The organism is Cellulomonas sp., assembly GCF_015234515.1.
Classification (GTDB): domain Bacteria; phylum Actinomycetota; class Actinomycetes; order Actinomycetales; family Cellulomonadaceae; genus Cellulomonas.
Genome location: NZ_JADGMY010000026.1, coordinates 42,881 through 59,712 on the forward strand (window position 1 = coordinate 42,881; position 16,832 = coordinate 59,712).

General features: G+C 75.2%; 19 protein-coding genes. 13 read left to right on the forward strand and 6 right to left on the reverse strand.

Translation table 11 applies throughout. The features are described from left to right. The first annotated feature begins 43 nt into the window (after positions 1-43). Positions 44-607 (forward strand): GNAT family N-acetyltransferase, encoded by a 564-nt coding sequence (locus IR158_RS13145; protein WP_291813731.1) that lies wholly within the window; start codon positions 44-46, stop codon positions 605-607. 84 nt (positions 608-691) lie between these two features. Here IR158_RS13145 and IR158_RS13150 read toward each other — a convergent pair whose 3' ends face one another. After that, entirely contained in the window at positions 692-1,567 is an 876-nt protein-coding gene (locus IR158_RS13150; protein WP_291813733.1) for an alpha/beta hydrolase, read from the reverse strand. A gap of 146 nt (positions 1,568-1,713) precedes the next feature. Here IR158_RS13150 and IR158_RS13155 point away from each other — a divergent pair, with 146 nt between their 5' ends. Next, positions 1,714-2,385 carry a hypothetical protein gene (locus tag IR158_RS13155; protein WP_291813735.1) on the forward strand — a complete coding sequence of 224 codons (672 nt, stop codon included), beginning with the start codon at positions 1,714-1,716 and terminating at the stop codon, positions 2,383-2,385. 85 nt (positions 2,386-2,470) lie between these two features. Further along, a complete protein-coding gene (locus IR158_RS13160; RefSeq protein ID WP_291813737.1) occupies positions 2,471-3,052 on the forward strand; it encodes a dihydrofolate reductase family protein in 582 nt (193 codons plus the stop codon). Between the two features lie 19 nt (positions 3,053-3,071). On the opposite strand, the gene IR158_RS13165 is transcribed toward IR158_RS13160, so the two are convergent. Further along, complete coding sequence (locus IR158_RS13165; protein WP_291813739.1) at positions 3,072-3,683, reverse strand: N-acetyltransferase; 612 nt, start codon at positions 3,681-3,683, stop codon at positions 3,072-3,074. A 128-nt stretch (positions 3,684-3,811) separates the two neighbouring features. On the opposite strand from IR158_RS13165, the gene IR158_RS13170 reads away from it, so the two are divergent. Then, complete coding sequence (locus tag IR158_RS13170) at positions 3,812-4,249, forward strand: hypothetical protein (RefSeq protein ID WP_291813741.1); 438 nt, start codon at positions 3,812-3,814, stop codon at positions 4,247-4,249. Positions 4,250-4,397: 148 nt separating this feature from the next. Continuing rightward, positions 4,398-5,921: an SDR family NAD(P)-dependent oxidoreductase gene (locus IR158_RS13175; protein ID WP_291813742.1), complete on the forward strand. Its 1,524-nt coding sequence runs from the start codon at positions 4,398-4,400 to the stop codon at positions 5,919-5,921. A gap of 63 nt (positions 5,922-5,984) precedes the next feature. Here IR158_RS13175 and IR158_RS13180 read toward each other — a convergent pair whose 3' ends face one another. After that, positions 5,985-6,665, reverse strand: a complete 681-nt coding sequence (locus IR158_RS13180; RefSeq protein ID WP_291813744.1) for a GPP34 family phosphoprotein — start codon at positions 6,663-6,665, stop codon at positions 5,985-5,987. A gap of 36 nt (positions 6,666-6,701) precedes the next feature. Between IR158_RS13180 and IR158_RS13185 the strand changes: the two genes are divergently transcribed. Beyond that, positions 6,702-7,406, forward strand: a complete 705-nt coding sequence (locus tag IR158_RS13185; RefSeq protein ID WP_291813746.1) for a DUF402 domain-containing protein — start codon at positions 6,702-6,704, stop codon at positions 7,404-7,406. 194 nt (positions 7,407-7,600) lie between these two features. After that, the gene (locus tag IR158_RS13190) at positions 7,601-8,356 is read left to right on the forward strand and encodes a GAF and ANTAR domain-containing protein (protein ID WP_291813748.1); all 756 of its coding nucleotides are present in this window, start codon (positions 7,601-7,603) and stop codon (positions 8,354-8,356) included. 99 nt (positions 8,357-8,455) lie between these two features. On the opposite strand, the gene IR158_RS13195 is transcribed toward IR158_RS13190, so the two are convergent. After that, positions 8,456-8,848 (reverse strand): cupin domain-containing protein, encoded by a 393-nt coding sequence (locus IR158_RS13195; protein ID WP_291813749.1) that lies wholly within the window; start codon positions 8,846-8,848, stop codon positions 8,456-8,458. A 400-nt stretch (positions 8,849-9,248) separates the two neighbouring features. On the opposite strand from IR158_RS13195, the gene IR158_RS13200 reads away from it, so the two are divergent. From IR158_RS13200 to IR158_RS13220, 5 genes are all read left to right on the forward strand, one after another. Further along, on the forward strand, positions 9,249-10,142 hold the full coding sequence (locus tag IR158_RS13200) for a fructosamine kinase family protein (protein ID WP_291813750.1): 894 nt from the start codon (positions 9,249-9,251) through the stop codon (positions 10,140-10,142). Between the two features lie 195 nt (positions 10,143-10,337). Next, entirely contained in the window at positions 10,338-11,603 is a 1,266-nt protein-coding gene (locus IR158_RS13205; RefSeq protein WP_291813751.1) for an MFS transporter, read from the forward strand. A gap of 77 nt (positions 11,604-11,680) precedes the next feature. Continuing rightward, positions 11,681-12,484 (forward strand): alpha/beta hydrolase, encoded by an 804-nt coding sequence (locus tag IR158_RS13210; RefSeq protein ID WP_291813753.1) that lies wholly within the window; start codon positions 11,681-11,683, stop codon positions 12,482-12,484. Positions 12,485-12,560: 76 nt separating this feature from the next. Further along, positions 12,561-13,388, forward strand: a complete 828-nt coding sequence (locus IR158_RS13215; protein WP_291813755.1) for a tryptophan-rich sensory protein — start codon at positions 12,561-12,563, stop codon at positions 13,386-13,388. Positions 13,389-13,443: 55 nt separating this feature from the next. Further along, positions 13,444-13,947, forward strand: a complete 504-nt coding sequence (locus IR158_RS13220) for a hypothetical protein (protein WP_291813757.1) — start codon at positions 13,444-13,446, stop codon at positions 13,945-13,947. Between the two features lie 15 nt (positions 13,948-13,962). On the opposite strand, the gene yidD is transcribed toward IR158_RS13220, so the two are convergent. Beyond that, the gene (yidD, locus tag IR158_RS13225) at positions 13,963-14,253 is read right to left on the reverse strand and encodes a membrane protein insertion efficiency factor YidD (protein ID WP_291813759.1); all 291 of its coding nucleotides are present in this window, start codon (positions 14,251-14,253) and stop codon (positions 13,963-13,965) included. 155 nt (positions 14,254-14,408) lie between these two features. Here yidD and IR158_RS13230 point away from each other — a divergent pair, with 155 nt between their 5' ends. Next, positions 14,409-15,815: a calcium-binding protein gene (locus tag IR158_RS13230; RefSeq protein WP_291813760.1), complete on the forward strand. Its 1,407-nt coding sequence runs from the start codon at positions 14,409-14,411 to the stop codon at positions 15,813-15,815. Positions 15,816-15,939: 124 nt separating this feature from the next. Here the strand turns inward: IR158_RS13230 and IR158_RS13235 are convergent, their stop codons facing one another. Then, positions 15,940-16,752, reverse strand: coding sequence for an alpha/beta hydrolase (locus IR158_RS13235; protein ID WP_291813762.1), 813 nt, complete (start codon positions 16,750-16,752; stop codon positions 15,940-15,942). Between the last annotated feature and the right edge of the window lie 80 nt (positions 16,753-16,832).

Here is a 16,832-nt window from a genome sequence, read left to right on the forward strand (position 1 = left end):
GCACACCTGGCGTGTCACCGCCGGGCCCGGCAGCATCAGCGCGATGGCGATCACCACCGCACCCGTCCTGCTCCCCGGCACCTTCGGACGCCTGCCGCAGCCCGTCCTGCAGGCGGGCGACCTCGTGATGCGCGCGTGGCGGCCCGACGACGTCGACGCCGTCGTCTCCGCCTACCGCGACCCCGCCATCCAGCACTGGCACGCCCGGACCATGTCCACCGCGGAGGCCACGGCCTGGGTGGCGCACTGGCAGGACCGGTGGGCGCACGACACCGGCGCGGGCTGGGCCGTCACGGCGGGCGGCGACGTGGTCGGGCAGGTGAGCATCCGGCAGGTGCACCTGCACGAGGCGGCCGTGGGGTTCTCCTACTGGGTGCTGCCCCACGCCCGGGGCCGCGGCGTGGCCGTCGACGCGCTGCGCGCCGTGACCGCGTGGGCCTTCGAGCTCGGCGTGCACCGCGCCGACCTGGACCACTCCACCCGCAACCCGGCGTCGTGCCGGGTCGCCACCAAGGCGGGCTTCGCGGCGGAGGGCACGATGGTCAGCCGGGGCCTGCACACGGACGGGTGGCACGACATGCACCTGCACTCGCGGATCGCCCTCTGAGGGCAAGCACGACGTGCGTGCACCGGGTCGAGCACCGCCCGGGACGCTCGTGCCATCCGCCCCGGGCACGGCGTCCGCCGGTCGTCAGCCCGCCGCGAGGACCTCCCGCAGCCGCGCCGCGAACGCCTCCGGCTGGCCCGGCATGCCGTACTCGTCGCCGAGGAACCCGCCGTGGTTGCTCGGGAACACCGCGACCTGGGTCCCCAGCAGATCGGCCAGCGCGTGGGTCGTGCGCCACGTGATGATGCCCTCGCTCTCGATCCCGGCGGCGGGGACGACGCGCGTCGAGGCCGCGCGCAGCGCCGCGACGTCGGGGGTGAACGCCGTGACAGGGGCGGAGGCGCCCGACAGCAGCGGGTCATCGCGCGAGCCGTCGTCCTCCGCCGGCAGACCGAACTGCGCCGGGTCGGGCAGCTCGGTGAGGAAGTCCGTGGGGAACGGCCCCTGCCACGACGTCAGCGCGATGAACGCGGCCATCCCGGCGCCCCACCCGTGCGCCTGGTAGGCGGCGTCGACGCGGGCGAACGCGGCACGCGCCTCCTCCGCGTCCGGCAGCACGGCGAGCATCGGCGGCTCGTGCGCGACGACGGTGCGGACGTCCTGCGGGAACGCGGTGACCCACGCGAGTGCCGTGACCGCACCGCCGCTGCTGCCGAACAGGTCGACCGGCCCGGCGCCGAGCGCGCCGACGAGCGCGTGCAGGTCCTCCGCCTGCACGCGCGGGTCGTGCACCGTCTGCCCGTCGTCGCGCGTGCTGCGGCCCAGCCCGCGCGGGTCGTACGTGACCACCGTGCGGTCACCGAAGTGCGACGCGAGGGTCCCGAAGCCCGTCGCGTCCATGGGCTGGCCGATGAGCACGAGCGGCGGCTGCCCGTCGGCGGTCGGCAGCGGCCCCCGCACGTCGTACGCGATGGTCGCGCCGGGCACGTCGAGCGTGCGGTGGGTCGTGGTGTCGGTCATCTGGTCCTCCCGGTCGTCCGGACGTCTGTGTGCGATCACCCGGTACGACCGGCCGTGTCGCCGGAACTCATCGGGGACGACGGCCCGGCACCCGAGGAGCGGTGGTCCGGGGTGACAGCGGCGTCGACCACGGCTGGGATGGGGTGGTGGACGACGTCGGGGCAGGGCCGGGCTGCGAGCGGTCCGCCGCGGGTCCGCTCGTCGAGCCGGTGTCCGCCGTCACGTCACTGGCGTTCGTGGTGGCCGCGGTGCTCGTCGTGGTGCTCCGGCGACGTGCCGGACTGCCCGTGCCCGTGGCGTACGTGGCGCTGGTGGCCGGTGTCGGCGTCGGGTCGGTCGTGCAGCACGGACCCGACCCGGCCTGGTCCGACCCCGCCCACGACCTGCCGCTCGTGGGGGTGCTGTGCTTCCTGGCGGCGGACGCCGTGGCGGCACGCCGCCGCACACCGCGTCGATGGTGGTGGTGGGCCCTGCCGACGGCCGTCCTCATGGTCGCCGTGATCGCGTGGCCGCGGGCCGGGGACCTCGCGCAGGTCGGTGTCGCAGTGGTCGCCGGGGTGCTGCTCGTGCTGCGGGCGTACCGCGAACCCGCCGTCCGGGCGCGGGTCGCCGTCGTGCTGGGGCTGCTGGGCGCCGGCGCGCTGGTCGGCTCGCTGTCCCGCACCGGCGGACCGCTGTGCGACCCGTCGTCGCTCCTGCAGGGGCACGCCGTGTGGCACCTGGCGGCGGCGTGCGCGCTGGCGGTGCTCGCGCCGCTCGTCACCCCGGCGGGCGGGCCACCGCCGACGCAGACCTCGCACCGTGGCCAGCGACCATGACCGTCCCGTGGCCGGCCGTCGTCACCCGATGAGTACCGTCCGTGCGGACGGTCGGTACGCGACGACGGCAACGGAGAGGCACCACATGACCGCGACCTATACCTTCGACGTCTTCGCCAGCCTCGACGGGTACGGCTCCTACGGACCGCCCGGCGACTGGGGCGGCTACTGGGGCAAGCAGGGACCCGAGCTGCTGCAGCGGCGGCACGAGCTGTACAGCGGTGACCAGCGCATGGTGTTCGGCGCCACGACCCTGCGGGAGTTCGTCGCGATGCGGGCCGGGAGCAGCGAGGACTCCGAGGTGCGTGACACGTGGGTCGAGGTGATGCGTCGGCTGCCGGCGACCGTCGTGTCGTCGACGCTCACCCACCCGATCGACTGGCCGGACGTGACGATCGCGCACGGCGACGCCGTCGACGTCGTCACCCGGCTGAAGGCGGAGTCCGACGTGCCGCTGCGCTCGCACGGCAGCCTGTCCCTCAACTGGGCGCTGCTGGCGGCGGGCCTGGTGGACCGCGTGCAGGTGACGATCTTCCCGGTGATCACCGGCCGCACGGGAACGACGCCGGTGTTCGGGGGTGCGGGCGACTTCGACCTGGAGCTGCTGGACAGCCGGGTGCTGGACGGCCGCACGCAGGAGCTCACCTACCGGCCCACCGTGCACTGACGGCGGTCCACCGCTGCGGTCAGCCGTCGCCTGCGGACCGCACCATCGCCGTCGCGGTCGCGCCCCGCAGCTCGATCGCCGCCGTCGCACGGAACCCGAACCGCTCGTAGAGGCGGCGGCTGCCGTCGGTGGTGGCCTCGAGGTACACGGGCGACCCGGTGCGGTCCACCGTCGCGAGCCGGTGCGCCAGCAGCGTCGACCCGACCCCCCTGCCACGCGCGGCGGGGTCGGTCGCGAGGTCGGCGAGGAACCAGTGCGGGTACCGCGGCCGGTGGGCGGCGAAGGCGCGCAGGCCGCGCACGGCGGCGGGGAGGTGCCTGACGCCGACGGCGCGGACGAGCGTCGGCAGCTCGCGGAGCTGCGCCCACGTGCCGAACGCGAAGCCGGGGCGCTCCCAGACGGCGACCCCGACGACGGGCCCGGCCGCGCCGTCCCGTGCGAGGTCCACGACACCGCCGCTGGCGAGCGTCAGGCGGACGACTGCCGCGTAGACGCTGGTCAGACGCGCCAGCCGGTCGCGCTCCTCCGGCAGCATCGCGCGGATCACGGCGTCGTCCCGCAGCGCGGCGGCGAGGACACGGCCCGCGCCCGCCGCGTCCGCCGGTCCTGCGACGTCCACGTGGACGTCCATGGCACCTCCCTGGTGAGTGGTCGTGGTCCCTCCATCTTGCGCCTCGCGTCGTCGTGGTCCGGGCCGCCCTCCTCCTCGTCGGTGGGCACGTGCCGCGCGCCGTCGGTGGGTGGCGGTACGTTGCCGCGATGGGGGACGACACCGGGGCCACCGTCTACGACAAGGCGAAGTGGCACTACGAGGGCGAGTTCCCGCGGTGGACACGTCGACGTCAGGCGTTCGTGCACACGGGGTTCTTCCTCGCCTGGGTCGTCCAGCGGGGCATGGCCGGCGAGATGCTGGTGCGCGAGAGCCCCGACGGCATCGCGGCGGTCCGCGAGCGCCGCGGGCGTCCCGACGACCTGTACGCCGCGTGGGACGGCGTCCTGACGTCCGAGATGCTGGACGACGAGGCGAACGCGTTCGCCCGCACGTACTACGAGGGGGACGTCTACGTGGCGGACTTCATCGCCGCCTTCCCGCACACCGGCGCGTACAAGGTCCGCAGCTCCTGGGAGAACTACGACCGCGTCGCCGCCGTGCTGGACGAGCGCCTCGCGGCGTGGCGTGCGCAGCGGGACGGGTGAGCGCGCAGCGCGTCGGCGCACCGGCCACGCCCCGGCCCGCTGACGTGACGGTGGTCGCACCCCCGCCGGTGGCGCGCGCGTCGCGCGTACCCTCTTCCCGGGGCGGCGACACCGTGCCGCCCTTCTCCCCATGCAGGACGGACGGCGCATGAGCGCGCACACGACCACCCCGGTACCCCCCACCGACCAGACCCCCGACGCCACGGCAGCCGAGCAGCCGGGCGTGTCGCCCGCCGACTTCGCGACGTTCCTGCGTGTCATGGACCAGGTCGCCGTCCTGCCGCAGGAGCACCCGCAGCACTCGGCCGCGCGCCGGGCGTCGTCCGCGCTGTTCAAGGCCGCGAAGAAGCACCGGCGGACCGAGAAGCGCCGCATGCTCGCGGACGCCGACGCGGCCGTCATCGCCGCCACCGCGACGGGCAGCCCCGGGCGGATCGACGACGAGACGCAGGGCATCGCGCTGACGTCGTCGGCCACGGGCGCGATCGCCGGGACCCTGCTGCGCGCGCGCCCCTGCTACGTCTGCAAGCAGGACTACACGGTCGTCGACGCCTTCTACCACCAGCTCTGCCCCCCGTGCGCGGCCCTGCACCACGCCAAGCGCGACGCGCGCACGGACCTCACCGGCCGCCGCGCGCTGCTCACGGGCGGCCGCGCCAAGATCGGCATGTACATCGCGCTGCGGCTGCTGCGCGACGGTGCCGACCTGACGATCACGACGCGGTTCCCGCGCGACGCCGTCCGGCGGTTCAGCGCGATGGAGGACTCCGCCGACTGGCTGGACCGCCTGCACGTCGTCGGGATCGACCTGCGCGACCCGGCCCAGGTGGTGTCGCTGGCCGACCACGTGGCCGCGGGGGGCCCGCTGGACGTGCTCATCAACAACGCCGCGCAGACGGTGCGCCGGTCCCCCGGCGCGTACTCCCGGATCGCCGACGCCGAGTCGGCGCCGCTGCCGGCCGAGGCCGCCCGGATGATCACCACGTTCGGGCACACCAGCGACGCGCACCCGCGCGCGCTGGCCGGGTCCGTCAGCGAGCTGACCAGCCCGGCGCTGGCCATCGAGCGCGCGGCGCGGGTCGCCGCCGAGGAGCTCGTCGCGCAGTCCCTGACGGCCGAGGCTGCGAGCCTGGAACGGCTCGTCGCGGGCACGTCGATCGACGCCGGCGGGCTGATCCCCGACGTCGCGGAGTCCAACAGCTGGGTCGCGACCGTCGAGCAGGTCGACCCCATGGAGCTGCTCGAGGTCCAGCTCTGCAACCAGACGGCGCCGTTCATCCTCATCAGCCGCCTGCGCCCCGCGCTGGCCGCGTCGCCGGCGCGGCGCACGTACATCGTCAACGTCTCGGCGATGGAGGGCGTGTTCTCCCGCGGCTACAAGGGCCCGGGCCACCCGCACACCAACATGAGCAAGGCCGCGCTGAACATGCTGACGCGCACCAGCGCCGCGGAGATGCTCGACGACGGCATCCTCATGACCGCCGTCGACACCGGCTGGATCACGGACGAGCGCCCCCACTTCACGAAGGTCCGGCTCGCGGAGGAGGGCTTCCACGCCCCCCTCGACCTGGTCGACGGGGCCGCGCGCGTGTACGACCCGATCGTGCGCGGCGAGGCGGGCGAGGACCTGTACGGCTGCTTCCTCAAGGACTACGCGCGCTCGCAGTGGTGAGCTGAGGGCGCCCCGGCTCAGCCGTCCGGCACCGTAGGAGCCCTGCCACGAGGGCCGACGGCGTCAGCCCGACATGGTCGCGGCGACGGTGGTGGCGCTGATCCCGGCCATCACGGCGGCCTGCGCGGCCGCCACCGCCTTGCGCGCGGCCTCGCCGCCGACGTCGCCCGCCGCCACCTGCTTCGCGCGCGCCTTGAGCTCGCGGTTCGGGACGCCGGTCCCGGGCAGGACCTTCGGGACCGCGTCGACCGCCGAGAGCAGCGCGACCAGCGACGCCTCGTGCGGGGTCGGCTCACGCCCGACGACCAGCACCTCGTGCAGCCCGCGGCGCACCTCGGACTCGTGCGCGGAGTCGACCGCGGGCCAGGCCGTCGTCGGGAAGATGCCCAGGACCCTGCCCTGCTCGTGACGCAGCACGCCCCGCTCGACGAGCCGCGCGTAGAGGCGCTCCCGCAGGCCCTTGCGGATGCGGTCGAGGACGGCCGTGGGCGACCCGCTGCCGGGTCCCGCGGCGCGGACGAGCGCCTCGTCGAGCACCTCGTCACCCAGCGGTGCCGGGTCGACGACCTGCAGCGTCGTCCGCGTGAGCACGCCCGTCGACACGGCGACCTCGAGCCGACCGGCGGTGGCGAGCTCGGCGACCACGCCGCCCGCGACGGCGATGTCGCGCATGCTCCCGTCCACCAGCGACCTGCCGGTGGTGTCGTCCGTCAGCAGCAGCAGCACGTCCTCGGCCAGGATCATGCGTCGACGCTACAGGGCCGCCGCTAGCGTGGGCCGATGCTCCACGACGACGAGGTGCCGCTGCCCCCGACGGCCGAACCGCCCGCGTTCGAGCGCGGCTCGCCGGTCGTCCTGCGCAGCGTGCGGGACTTCGGGCACCCGCACGGCGTCGCCGTGGGCTTCGCCGTGGCGGGGACGGTGGTGCTCGACAGCGACGGCATCGTGGTCGTCTCGACGCGTCCCGGCTCCGGCGTACGGACCCGCGCCGGCGAGGGCGGCGGGCCGAACAGCCGGACGGTCCTGCCCGCCGCGTGGGACGGCACGTACCTGGAGCGCACCTGGCAGGGGCACACCGTGGTGCGTGTGCACCGACGCGGCGACCGGTGGTCCGTGTGGCGGTGGCACGACGGCGAGCGGTGGACGGACGTCTGGTACGGCAACCTCGAGTCGCCGTGGCGCCGGTCGGCGATCGGCTTCGACTCGCAGGACTGGGCCCTCGACGTCGTCGGCGTCGGCGACCCGTCGGACGGCCCGTGGACCGTGGGGTTCAAGGACGAGGACGAGCTCGCGTGGATGGTGGACCGCGCCTACGTCAGCGAGAGGCACGCCGCCCACGTCCGGACGGTCGGCGAGCGGCTGCTGGAGCGTGCGCGGGACGCAGGTTGGCCCTTCGCCGCCGACTGGGACGCCTGGCTGCCGGACGCCCGCTGGGCCGCGGTCCCCCTGCCGGACGGCTGGGAGCGGATGCCCGTCGGACGCTGACCGCACCGGCCTCGCCACGGTCGAGCGCGATCCGGACGTCCGCCCGAGTTGCCGGTGTACGCCTGGTACGTCCGGGTTATCGTGGAGCACCGAGGACCCCTCGAGCGGCAGACGCGTCGCCGTCCGCGGAAGAACGTCATCCCGTGACGCGGCCGCCGGTGCGCCGGTCGGCCACGTCGCCGAGAGTGAGCGCCATGTCCCTCGACCTCGACACGGGCGACGCACGTGAGCCGCAGGCCGTGGGAGACACCACGGCCGTCCTCCTGGACCTGGTGCTGCGCGCCGACTCGGTCGAGGAGCAGCTGCAGCGCGTCGCGGACGCGGCCGCCGGGCTCAGCCCCGACGTGGCCGCGTGCGGCGTCACCGTGCAGCTGGGCCGCCGCCCGATCAGCGTCGCCGCGAGCGACCCCTTGTCCGCCGCCGTCGACGAGCTGCAGTACGAGGCGCAGGCCGGGCCGTGCCTGGACTCGCTCCACACGGGCGACGTCGTGGTCGTCGCCGACTACACGCAGGAGAGCCGCTGGGGTGAGTACCCCGGCCACGCCGTCACGCACGGTCTGCGGTCCAGCCTGTCGCTGCCGCTGTCCGCGGGCGGCACCGTCGTGGGCGCGCTCAACGTGTACGGGACCTCGCCGAACCTGTTCACGGGCGACCTGCGTGCGACGCTCGAGGAGTTCGCGTCACGGGCCGACGCGGTGGTGGCGCTCGCGCTGCGCCATGCCGAGCAGAACACCCTGATGGACCAGCTGCGCTCGGCGATGGAGTCACGCAGCGTCATCGACCAGGCGATCGGCGTGCTCATGGCGCAGCAGCGCTGCACGGCCGACGAGGCTTTCGCGCTGCTGCGCCGGGCGAGCCAGGGCCGCAACCGCAAGGTGGCGGACATCGCGACGGACATCATCACCTCGCTCACGGGCGCACCGCCGCGGGTGGGCAGGTTCCAGGGCTGACGTCAGGGCGGCCCGCGGCTGACCGGGCCTGCGACGGCGCGCGGGTCGTCCCCCGCCGCGCCGCCGCAGGGCCTCACGCTGCGCCGGTCGGTGCGCCGCTCACTCCGTGGGCGGCTCGTCCTTGCCCGACTCCTCGGCGGCGTCGGCCTCCTCCTTGGTGGCGTGGACGGCGCCGTCGGCGTGCTCCGGCGGGCCGTAGACCGTGTAGAGGATCAGCGGGTTCTCGCCCGTGTTGACGAAGTTGTGCGTCCGGCCCGCCGGGACGACGACGAGGTCACCCTGCGCGACCTTGCGCTCCTGGCCCGAGACGATCGCCTTGCCCGTGCCGGACACGAACGTGAGGATCTGGTCGATGTCCTCGTGAACCTCCTCGCCGATCTCCCCGCCCGGCGGGATCGTCATGATGACGAGCTGCGTGTGCTTGCCGGTCCACAGCACGCGCCGGAAGTCCGGGCTCTGCTCGGCGATGGTCGCGATCGTCCAGTGCTCCACGGGTACCTCACCTCAGTCAGGGGCGGTGTCGTGGTCGATCCTGCAGGTCGCGCGCGGATCCCGCCTGCGGAACGCGGCGGACGAGGAGCTCACGGCGCACCCGCCACGGCGGACGACTGCCGGCACGCGCCGCCGGCACGCTTCGTCCACCTGGTGGGAACGGCCGTCCGCGAGACCGGCCTGGGGTGGCTCATCCGTGCCCGCCCGACGACTCAGCCCGGTCTCGCGGAGTGCGCGTCTCACGGTTCGGATGAACCGGGTGGTCAACCCGCCGGGGAGGGGAGTCGTGCGACGATCCCCCGGTGATGACGCCGAGGGAGCGGAACGGTGAGCAGGAGGTGCTGCACGACGTCCTCGCCGGCGGGCGCCGGCACGATGCCGCGGGAGCTCTGAGGCACCCGTGAGCACCACGACCGACCCGGCCCTGCTGCTGCTCGAGCGGCTGCACGGGGCGGGCATGACCGACGTCGTCGAGGTCGCGCAGGCCTCCGGCGGGCAGGCCGCGGTCGCGGGCCTCGCGCGCCGGGCGGACGGGTCCTCGGTGTTCGTCAAGGGGTTCGTCGAGCCGCCGTCGGACGACGCGTTCGCCGCGGAGGCCGAGGGGCTGACGGCGCTGCGGACGCTCGGCGGGGCGACGACGCCCGACGTGCTGCTCGTCAGCGCGGACCTCCTCGTGCTCGAGACGCTGCAGCCGCGCCCGTCCGACGAGGCGTTCTGGGAGCGGCTCGCGCACGCGCTCGCGCGCCTGCACACCACGACGACCCACGACCGGTTCGGGTGGCACCGCGACAACTGGCTCGGGCGTCGCCGGCAGGTCAACACGTGGTGCGACGACGGCTTCGAGTTCTTCGCGCAGCACCGCCTGCTGCGGTGGCTGGACGAGCCGCGTGTGCACGCCACCCTCGACGCGGGCGACCGCACCGCCCTGGAACGGCTGTGCGCACGGCTCCCCGAGCTGCTGCCGACGCGACCGGCCTGCCTGGTGCACGGCGACCTGTGGGCGGGGAACGTCCTGGCGGCGGCCGACGGCGCGCCCGCACTCATCGACCCGGCCGTGTCGTACACGTGGGCCGACATCGACCTGGCCCACGTCTGGACGACCGCGCCGCCGCCCGAGGCCTCCCGGTTCTTCGACGTCTACGCCGAGCTCACCGGCCTCGACGACGGCTGGCGCGAGCGCATGCCGATCGTGCAGCTGCGCCAGCACCTGGCGGTGATCGCGCAGTTCGACGACCTCTGGGGTGCCGCCGACGACCTGCGCGCGACGCTCGCACCGTTCCGACCGCGGTCCTGACTCGAGGTCGGGCCGAATCCAGGTCGGGGAACTGCACGTCGGGGGACCGCACGCGCCCTCTCGGCCGGACCCGCGTCCGTCCACAGCCACGCCGCGCACGGCTGCCGGCTGACCTGCGACGGGGTACCCGGTGAGCGACGCTGAGGGTCGAGCCGTGCCCCGTCGGCACGTCCGTCCCACCCCGTCCGGAGCACCATGCCCGCGCCCTCCGCCGTCCCGCACGCGGCCCGCCGCGCGCGCGGCGCCGTGTCCGCGGTCTTCTTCGTCAACGCGGTGCTGTACGCCAACCTCGTGCCGCGCCTGCCGGAGGTGAAGGACCGCCTCGACCTGACCAACGCCGAGCTCGGCACGGCGATCGCCGCGATGCCGCTCGGTGCGCTCGCCGCCGGCCTGCTCGCCCCGGCGCTCATCCAGCGCCTCGGGTCGGGCCGCGTCGCCTCGTTCGGCCTCGTGCTGCTGGCCGCGACCGTGGCGTGCCTGCCGTTGGCCCCGGCCTGGGTGGTGCTCGCCGGGCTGATGCTGGTGGCCGGCGCGCTCGACTCCGTCATCGACGTCGCGCAGAACGCCCACGGGTTCCGCGTCCAGCGGTCGTACGGGCGCTCGATCGTCAACGCCTTCCACGGGCTGTGGAGCGTCGGTGCGGTCGTCGGCGGCCTGCTCGGCACCGCGGCCGCGGGCCTCGGCGTGCCGCTGCCACTGCACCTGGCCGTCTCGGGCAGCGTGTTCGCCGCCGTGGCCGTCGTCGCGTACCGGTTCATGCTGCCGGGCCCGGAGGACGCCGAGCGGGACGCACCGACCGAGCCGACCGCTGACGCGCCCACGACCCCCCGCCGCGCGTCGGGTCGCGCGCTCCTGCCGCTCGCCGCGCTCGGCGGCCTGGCGGCGTGCGGGGCCTTCGTCGAGGACGCCGGATCCTCGTGGGGTGCGCTCTTCCTGCGCGGCGAGGTCGGCACGGACGCCGCGACGGCGGGTCTCGCGTTCGTCGCGCTGTCCGTCGCGATGACCGTCGGCCGCCTCACGGGCGACCGCGCCGTCGACCGGTTCGGTCAGCGTGGCGTCGCGCTCGTCGGGGGCGCCGGCATCGCCGCGGGCATGGGCCTCGCGCTGGCGGTGCCCTCGGTCGCCACGACGCTCGTCGGGTTCGCGGCGGCCGGTCTCGGGGTCGCCACGCTCGTCCCGGCCGTCATGCACGCGGCCGACGAGCTGCCCGGCCTGCCGCACGGCGTGGGTCTCACGGTCGTCAGCTGGCTGCTGCGCGTCGGGTTCCTCGTGTCCCCGACCGTCGTGGGGCTCGTCGCGGACGCCACGAGCCTGCGCGTCGGGCTGCTGGGCGTGGTCCTCGCGGGCCTGACCGTGCTGGCGCTGGGCCGGTTCCTCGTCGACGTGCGCGGCACGGGCGACGCCCCGTCCGACCCGCACGCACCACCGACGACCGCCGGACCAGCCACGGCGCCGTTCTGACCCGATCGCTCGGGGTGACGGCCGCACGACGCGCGACGGTTCCGTCGTGGGCGCTGCCCATCCCTACCCTGGGCGCCATGCACACGGTGGAGCGCGGCGCCGGGACGCCGCTCGTCATGGTCCACGGCTTCGGCGTCGACCACCGGATCCTGCTGTCGCTCGACCCCGTGCTCGACGCGGTGGGCGGCTGGCGGCGGATCTACGTCGACCTGCCCGGCACGGCCGGGACGCCCGTCGGGGAGGTGGCGGGCACGCGCGACGTCGTCGACGCCGTGGAGCGGGAGATCGAGAGGCGGCTCGGTGACGAGCCGTTCGCGATCCTGGGCAACTCCTTCGGCGGGATGGTCGCACGGCAGGTCGCGCACGACGCGCGCGCGCGGGTGCTGGGTCTCGCGACCCTGGCCGGGGTGTTCGTCGCCGAGGACGAGCGCCGCACCCTGCCGCCGCGGACGGTGCTGCGGGAGGACCCGGAGGCGGTGCGGACGGCCGGGGACGCGGCCGACGACTACGTCGAGATGGCGGTCGAGCAGCACGTCGACGGCGTCCGGGCGTTCCTCGCGCACGTGCACCCGGGGCTGCGCTCGGTCGACCAGGCCGCGCTCGAGCGCATCGCGCAGCGCTACACCCTCGACGTCGAGCCGGAGGACGCCTCGCCCGAGCCGTTCACCGCCCCCGCGCTGTTCGTCACCGGCCGGCAGGACCACGTCGTCGGGTGGGAGGACGCGCTGCCGCGGCTCGCCCACTACCCGCGCGCGACGTTCGCGGTGCTCGACGCCGCGGGCCACAACGTGCACCTCGAGCGCCCCGCCCCGGCGGCCGCGCTCGTCGTCGACTGGCTGGAGCGCGTGCGAGCGGCGCGCGTCGGCTCCGGGCCCGCCTGACCTTCCCAGGAGCGGGAGCGCACGCAGACGCCCGTTTCAAGATGCTCAGCCTGCTGAGTGTTGCCACTCTGTACCCATGGAGACCATCACCAGCACGGCAGTCAGGGGCCGCGTGACGTCCCAGGACCGGGTCCGCCAGGTCACGGTGCTGATCGGCGCGGTCGTGGCCATCGTCGGCGCCACCGTCGGGTCCGGGGCCTTCGGTGGGCAGCCGATCGCCGAGGCCGCGGGCGGCGCGCTGTCCGCCACCGCCACGCCGATCGCGCCCGACAGCCCGGCGTTCACCATCTGGTCGGTGATCTACACCGGCCTGGCGGTGTTCGCGATCGTCCAGGCCCTGCCCCGCAACGGCGCCGACCCGCGACTGCGGGCGATCTCGTGGTGGGTGCTCGCCTCGATGCTGCTCAACGCCCTGTGGATCGGGGCCGTGCAGCTCGGGACCGTCCTGGGCAGCGTCGTCGTCATCGTCGTGCTGCTCGCCGTGCTGGCGACCATGTACGTCAAGCTCCTGCGGCTGCCGCACACGGGCACGGCGACGTCCGTCATCACCGACGTGACGGTCGGTCTGTACACCGGGTGGGTCAGCGTCGCGACCCTCGCGAACACCGCGGCGTTCCTCGCCGACGCCGAGGTCGGCGAGCTCGGCCTCGGCGCGACCGGGTGGTCCGTCGTCCTGGTCTCGGCTGCCGCCCTGCTGGCCGTCGCCTACGGCGCGTACGGTCGCCGTCGCCCGACCCTCGTGATCCCGATCGGGCTCGCGATGGGGTGGGGCCTGATGTGGATCGGGCTCGGCCGCACCAACGGGCCGCTGTTCGACGACACGGTGGCGACGGTCGCGTTCGTCGCGGCCGGCGTCGCGCTGCTCGCGCCGATCGTGGCGACCCTGGCGGCCCGCCGCCGCTGACACCCCCTGGTGTGCGACCTCCCGCCCCGGGGTGGTCGCCTCCTATCCTCGGGCCATGACGACCGGTGACGACATCCTGCCCGTCCGCACCGTCGGCGGGTTCGACCGCTCCGGCCGCCTGTGGGTGACAGGCATGTTCGCGGTCGGCGGCGCGGCCCTCGGGGCGCTCCTGCCGCTGCTCGCGCGGTGGGCGGCCGAGCTGCCCTGGGTGCCGTTCCAGGGCCCGCTCCGGCTGCTCGGGTCGTTCGACCAGACGTGGCTGACCTGGGGCCGGCCGGTGCTCGGGCTCGTCGCCGGCCTGGCCCTCGCCGCGTGGGTCGTCTTCGACTCCCCCGTCCTCGACGTCGGCCCGGACCGCGTCCAGGTCCGCCGACGCGGCGAGGTCGAGAGGGTCGTCGAGCGCGCCAAGGTCGCCGCGGTGCACCCGCGCGGCTCGAAGCTCCGGATCGAGACGGAGTCCGGGCGGACGCTGTTCGAGGGTGACGTCGAACGCGACAAGGCGCAGATCCGCCGGGCGTTCGTCGACCACGGCTACCCCTGGGAGGGGCCGGCCGACTGACGCGAGGCGGCCGCGTCAGCGGCGCCCGGGGAACCGGAACGGGATCGGGATGCCCCCGCAGCAGCAGACGCCGCTCACGTCCGTCTGCGCGAGCAGCAGCGCCGCCCGGTAGCACGCGACGAACCGCGCGACCGTCGGGACGACGGACCGCACCACCCCCCGCTGCCGGACGAGTCCGCGCACCGCGGCGGAGCACGACGCGTCGCCGTGCGCGACCCGGTGGGCGCAGCTCCAGCCCTTCCGGGGCGAGATGGTCCTCTGGTACGTGGCGATGAGGCGATCCACGACGGATGCGGCGCGAGTCATCGCCTCAAAGTAGGGGCGGTCGGCTCCTCCCGCACGGCGGACCGGCGCCGGCCGCGCAACGTCGCCGGCGCGTCGAGGTCTGCCTCTTCGGGCGACCCTCGCCCCGCGCCACCGGCGGCCCTACCGTGTGACGTACACGCACGAGGGAGCCCACCATGCTGCGAACCCGGTCCGTCCTGACGGTCGTCACGGCCCTGGCCGCCGTCCTGCTGCTGCCGGCGCCCGCCTGGGCGGGAGACGTGCAGCGCGAGGAATTCGACGACGCGGTGGTCGAGCCGTGGCAGGTGATCGGCTGGGGCGAGGGCGGCGCCGCGGTGACCGTGCGGCGCGGTGCGCTCACGATCGGCAAGGAGACGCTGGTGATGCTGCGGGAGGAGGCGACCCCGTCCGAGTGGACCGGGTCGGCCAACCGCCTGACGGGCTTCACCGTCGACTTCCGCATGCGCATCGGCGCCGACGCGACCGGCTCGTGCCTCGACCCGTCCGGGACCCCACCGACGCTGCTGTGGGTGGGCGACACGATGGACCTGCTGCAGATCGGGTTCTCCACCACGGAGGTCTGCCTGCTGTACCCGTACGGCGAGGGCGAGCCGGTGCCGCTCGACACGCAGCGCTGGCACACGTACCGCCTGGAGGTGGCCGGGCAGCACGTGCGGCTCCTCGTCGACGGCCGCGCCGTCGTCGACCGGACGCTGACGCAGGTCGGCGGCGGGACGCTCGGCCTCGGGCTCGAGACGTTCCGCGGGACCTCCACCTGGGACTACGTCCGCTACGACACCGCGCCGGGGCACCGGTGCACGATCCGCGGGACCGACGGCCCGGACCGCCTGGTCGGCACACGGCGCGCGGACGTCATCTGCGCGGGTGCCGGGGACGACCACGTGTCGGGCCTCGCCGGCGACGACGTCCTCATCGGCGGCGACGGGGACGACACCCTGCTCGGCGGCGACGGGCACGACCTGCTGCAGGGCGGCTGGGGTGACGACACCCTGGACAACGGCGTCGGCAGCGGCCGCGCGGAGGGCGGCCAGGGGGCCGACGTCCTCGTGACCGGTGCGGAGCCCGACGGCGCCCACCAGCTCGTCGGCGGGCCGGGGCACGACGTCGCCGACTACGGCGTGCGGCGCGGCCCGGTCACGGTCTCGCTCGACGGCGTCGGCGGTGACGGCGCGGTCGGCGAGGGCGACGCGGTGGGCATCCCCGCGCCGTGGGCGGCGTGGTCGAACGACGTCGAGGAGGTCCGCGGCGGGCTCGGCGACGACGTCCTGACGGGCAGCCGGTGGCCGGACGTCCTCACGGGCGGGCCGGGAGCCGACCGGCTGAGCGGCGGCGACTCGCCGGACACGCTCGACGGCGTCGACGGGGTCGAGGGCAACGACGCCCTGGACGGCGGCGAGGCGCAGGACGACTGCCGGGCGGACCCGCTCGACACGATGACCTCGTGCAACGACCCGGACCCGTGGCCGTCGCCGCTGCCGCCGGCACCGACGACCACGCCGGTGCCCGTCGCGCCGTCAGGGCTGCAACCGACGGTGGCCGCCCGGGCCCCAGGATCCCGGTAGCCGGCCGCTCACGGCCCGACGACCACACGTCCCGAGAGGTGGGACGCGCCGGCGGCGAGACCGGCCTGAGTCCTCGCATCACCGCCCGGACGACGACTCAGCCCGGTCTCGAGCGACGTCGGTCTCAGGATGCGGTCAGACCCGCGAACCAGTGCCGCAGCAGCGCCGCCACGACGTCCGGGTGCTCGTGCAGCAGAGCGTGCCCGGCGCCCTCGAGCACCGTGAGCGTCGCGTGCGGGTACACCGCGAGCAGCGCGGCCGCGTCCGACCAGCCGACCGACGCGTCCTGACGACCGGCCACGACGAGCGCGGGGTACGGATGCGGATCGTCGGGGCCGGGTGCGTCGCGCAGCTCCCACCCCGCCAGGATGCGCCGGAGGGCAGGCTCGTCCGCCAGCCGCGTCCCGGGCAGCACGCGGTCCCGGTAGCGGCGGGCCGTCTGCGACGTGCGGACGACGAGGTACTCCTCAAACCCGGCCACGTCGGCGGGATCCAGGACATCCGCGACGCCCGGGGCCGTGCGCACGGCCGCGTGCGGCGGGACGTCACCGGCCGACGGGGCCGCCGGGCAGACCAGCACCAGCCCCGCGACCTGCTCGCGCCGCCGGGCGGCGACGGCCCGGGCCAGGTACCCGCCGAGCGAGTGCCCGCCGACGACGAACGGCCCACCCCCGACGACCTGGTCGACGAACCCCAGCAGCACGTCGACGACGTCGTCGTTGCTCCGCAGCCGTGGCGGCGCGCCGGTGCGGCCCATGCCCGGCAGGTCCGGGTACACCCGCCGCACCCCGCTGATCCCGGGCCCGTCGGTGAACGCCGGCTCGAGCGCGCCCGCGACCTCGCGGTGGTCCACGCCGACACCGTGCAGCACGACGAACGGCAGCCCGTCACCGTGCTCGACGTGGTGGACGCGCACGTCCCCGACCTGCTGGTGCACGCCCTCGACGGTAGGCGCACCGCCCGTGGACCGGAAGGCCGTGCCGGCGCCGCTGCACGCGGACGTCGCCGGTCCCGGGC

Excerpts from the sequence above, each read along its gene's own strand:
- IR158_RS13145 (WP_291813731.1), top strand. The coding sequence starts at position 44 with ATGGCGATCACCACCGCACCCGTCCTGCTCCCCGGCACCTTCGGACGC.
- IR158_RS13150 (WP_291813733.1), bottom strand. The coding sequence starts at position 1,567 with ATGACCGACACCACGACCCACCGCACGCTCGACGTGCCCGGCGCGACC.
- IR158_RS13160 (WP_291813737.1), top strand. The coding sequence starts at position 2,471 with ATGACCGCGACCTATACCTTCGACGTCTTCGCCAGCCTCGACGGGTAC.
- IR158_RS13165 (WP_291813739.1), bottom strand. The coding sequence starts at position 3,683 with ATGGACGTCCACGTGGACGTCGCAGGACCGGCGGACGCGGCGGGCGCG.
- IR158_RS13170 (WP_291813741.1), top strand. The coding sequence starts at position 3,812 with ATGGGGGACGACACCGGGGCCACCGTCTACGACAAGGCGAAGTGGCAC.
- IR158_RS13175 (WP_291813742.1), top strand. The coding sequence starts at position 4,398 with ATGAGCGCGCACACGACCACCCCGGTACCCCCCACCGACCAGACCCCC.
- IR158_RS13180 (WP_291813744.1), bottom strand. The coding sequence starts at position 6,665 with ATGATCCTGGCCGAGGACGTGCTGCTGCTGCTGACGGACGACACCACC.
- IR158_RS13185 (WP_291813746.1), top strand. The coding sequence starts at position 6,702 with ATGCTCCACGACGACGAGGTGCCGCTGCCCCCGACGGCCGAACCGCCC.
- IR158_RS13190 (WP_291813748.1), top strand. The coding sequence starts at position 7,601 with ATGTCCCTCGACCTCGACACGGGCGACGCACGTGAGCCGCAGGCCGTG.
- IR158_RS13205 (WP_291813751.1), top strand. The coding sequence starts at position 10,338 with ATGCCCGCGCCCTCCGCCGTCCCGCACGCGGCCCGCCGCGCGCGCGGC.
- IR158_RS13210 (WP_291813753.1), top strand. The coding sequence starts at position 11,681 with ATGCACACGGTGGAGCGCGGCGCCGGGACGCCGCTCGTCATGGTCCAC.
- IR158_RS13215 (WP_291813755.1), top strand. The coding sequence starts at position 12,561 with ATGGAGACCATCACCAGCACGGCAGTCAGGGGCCGCGTGACGTCCCAG.
- IR158_RS13220 (WP_291813757.1), top strand. The coding sequence starts at position 13,444 with ATGACGACCGGTGACGACATCCTGCCCGTCCGCACCGTCGGCGGGTTC.
- yidD (WP_291813759.1), bottom strand. The coding sequence starts at position 14,253 with ATGACTCGCGCCGCATCCGTCGTGGATCGCCTCATCGCCACGTACCAG.
- IR158_RS13230 (WP_291813760.1), top strand. The coding sequence starts at position 14,409 with ATGCTGCGAACCCGGTCCGTCCTGACGGTCGTCACGGCCCTGGCCGCC.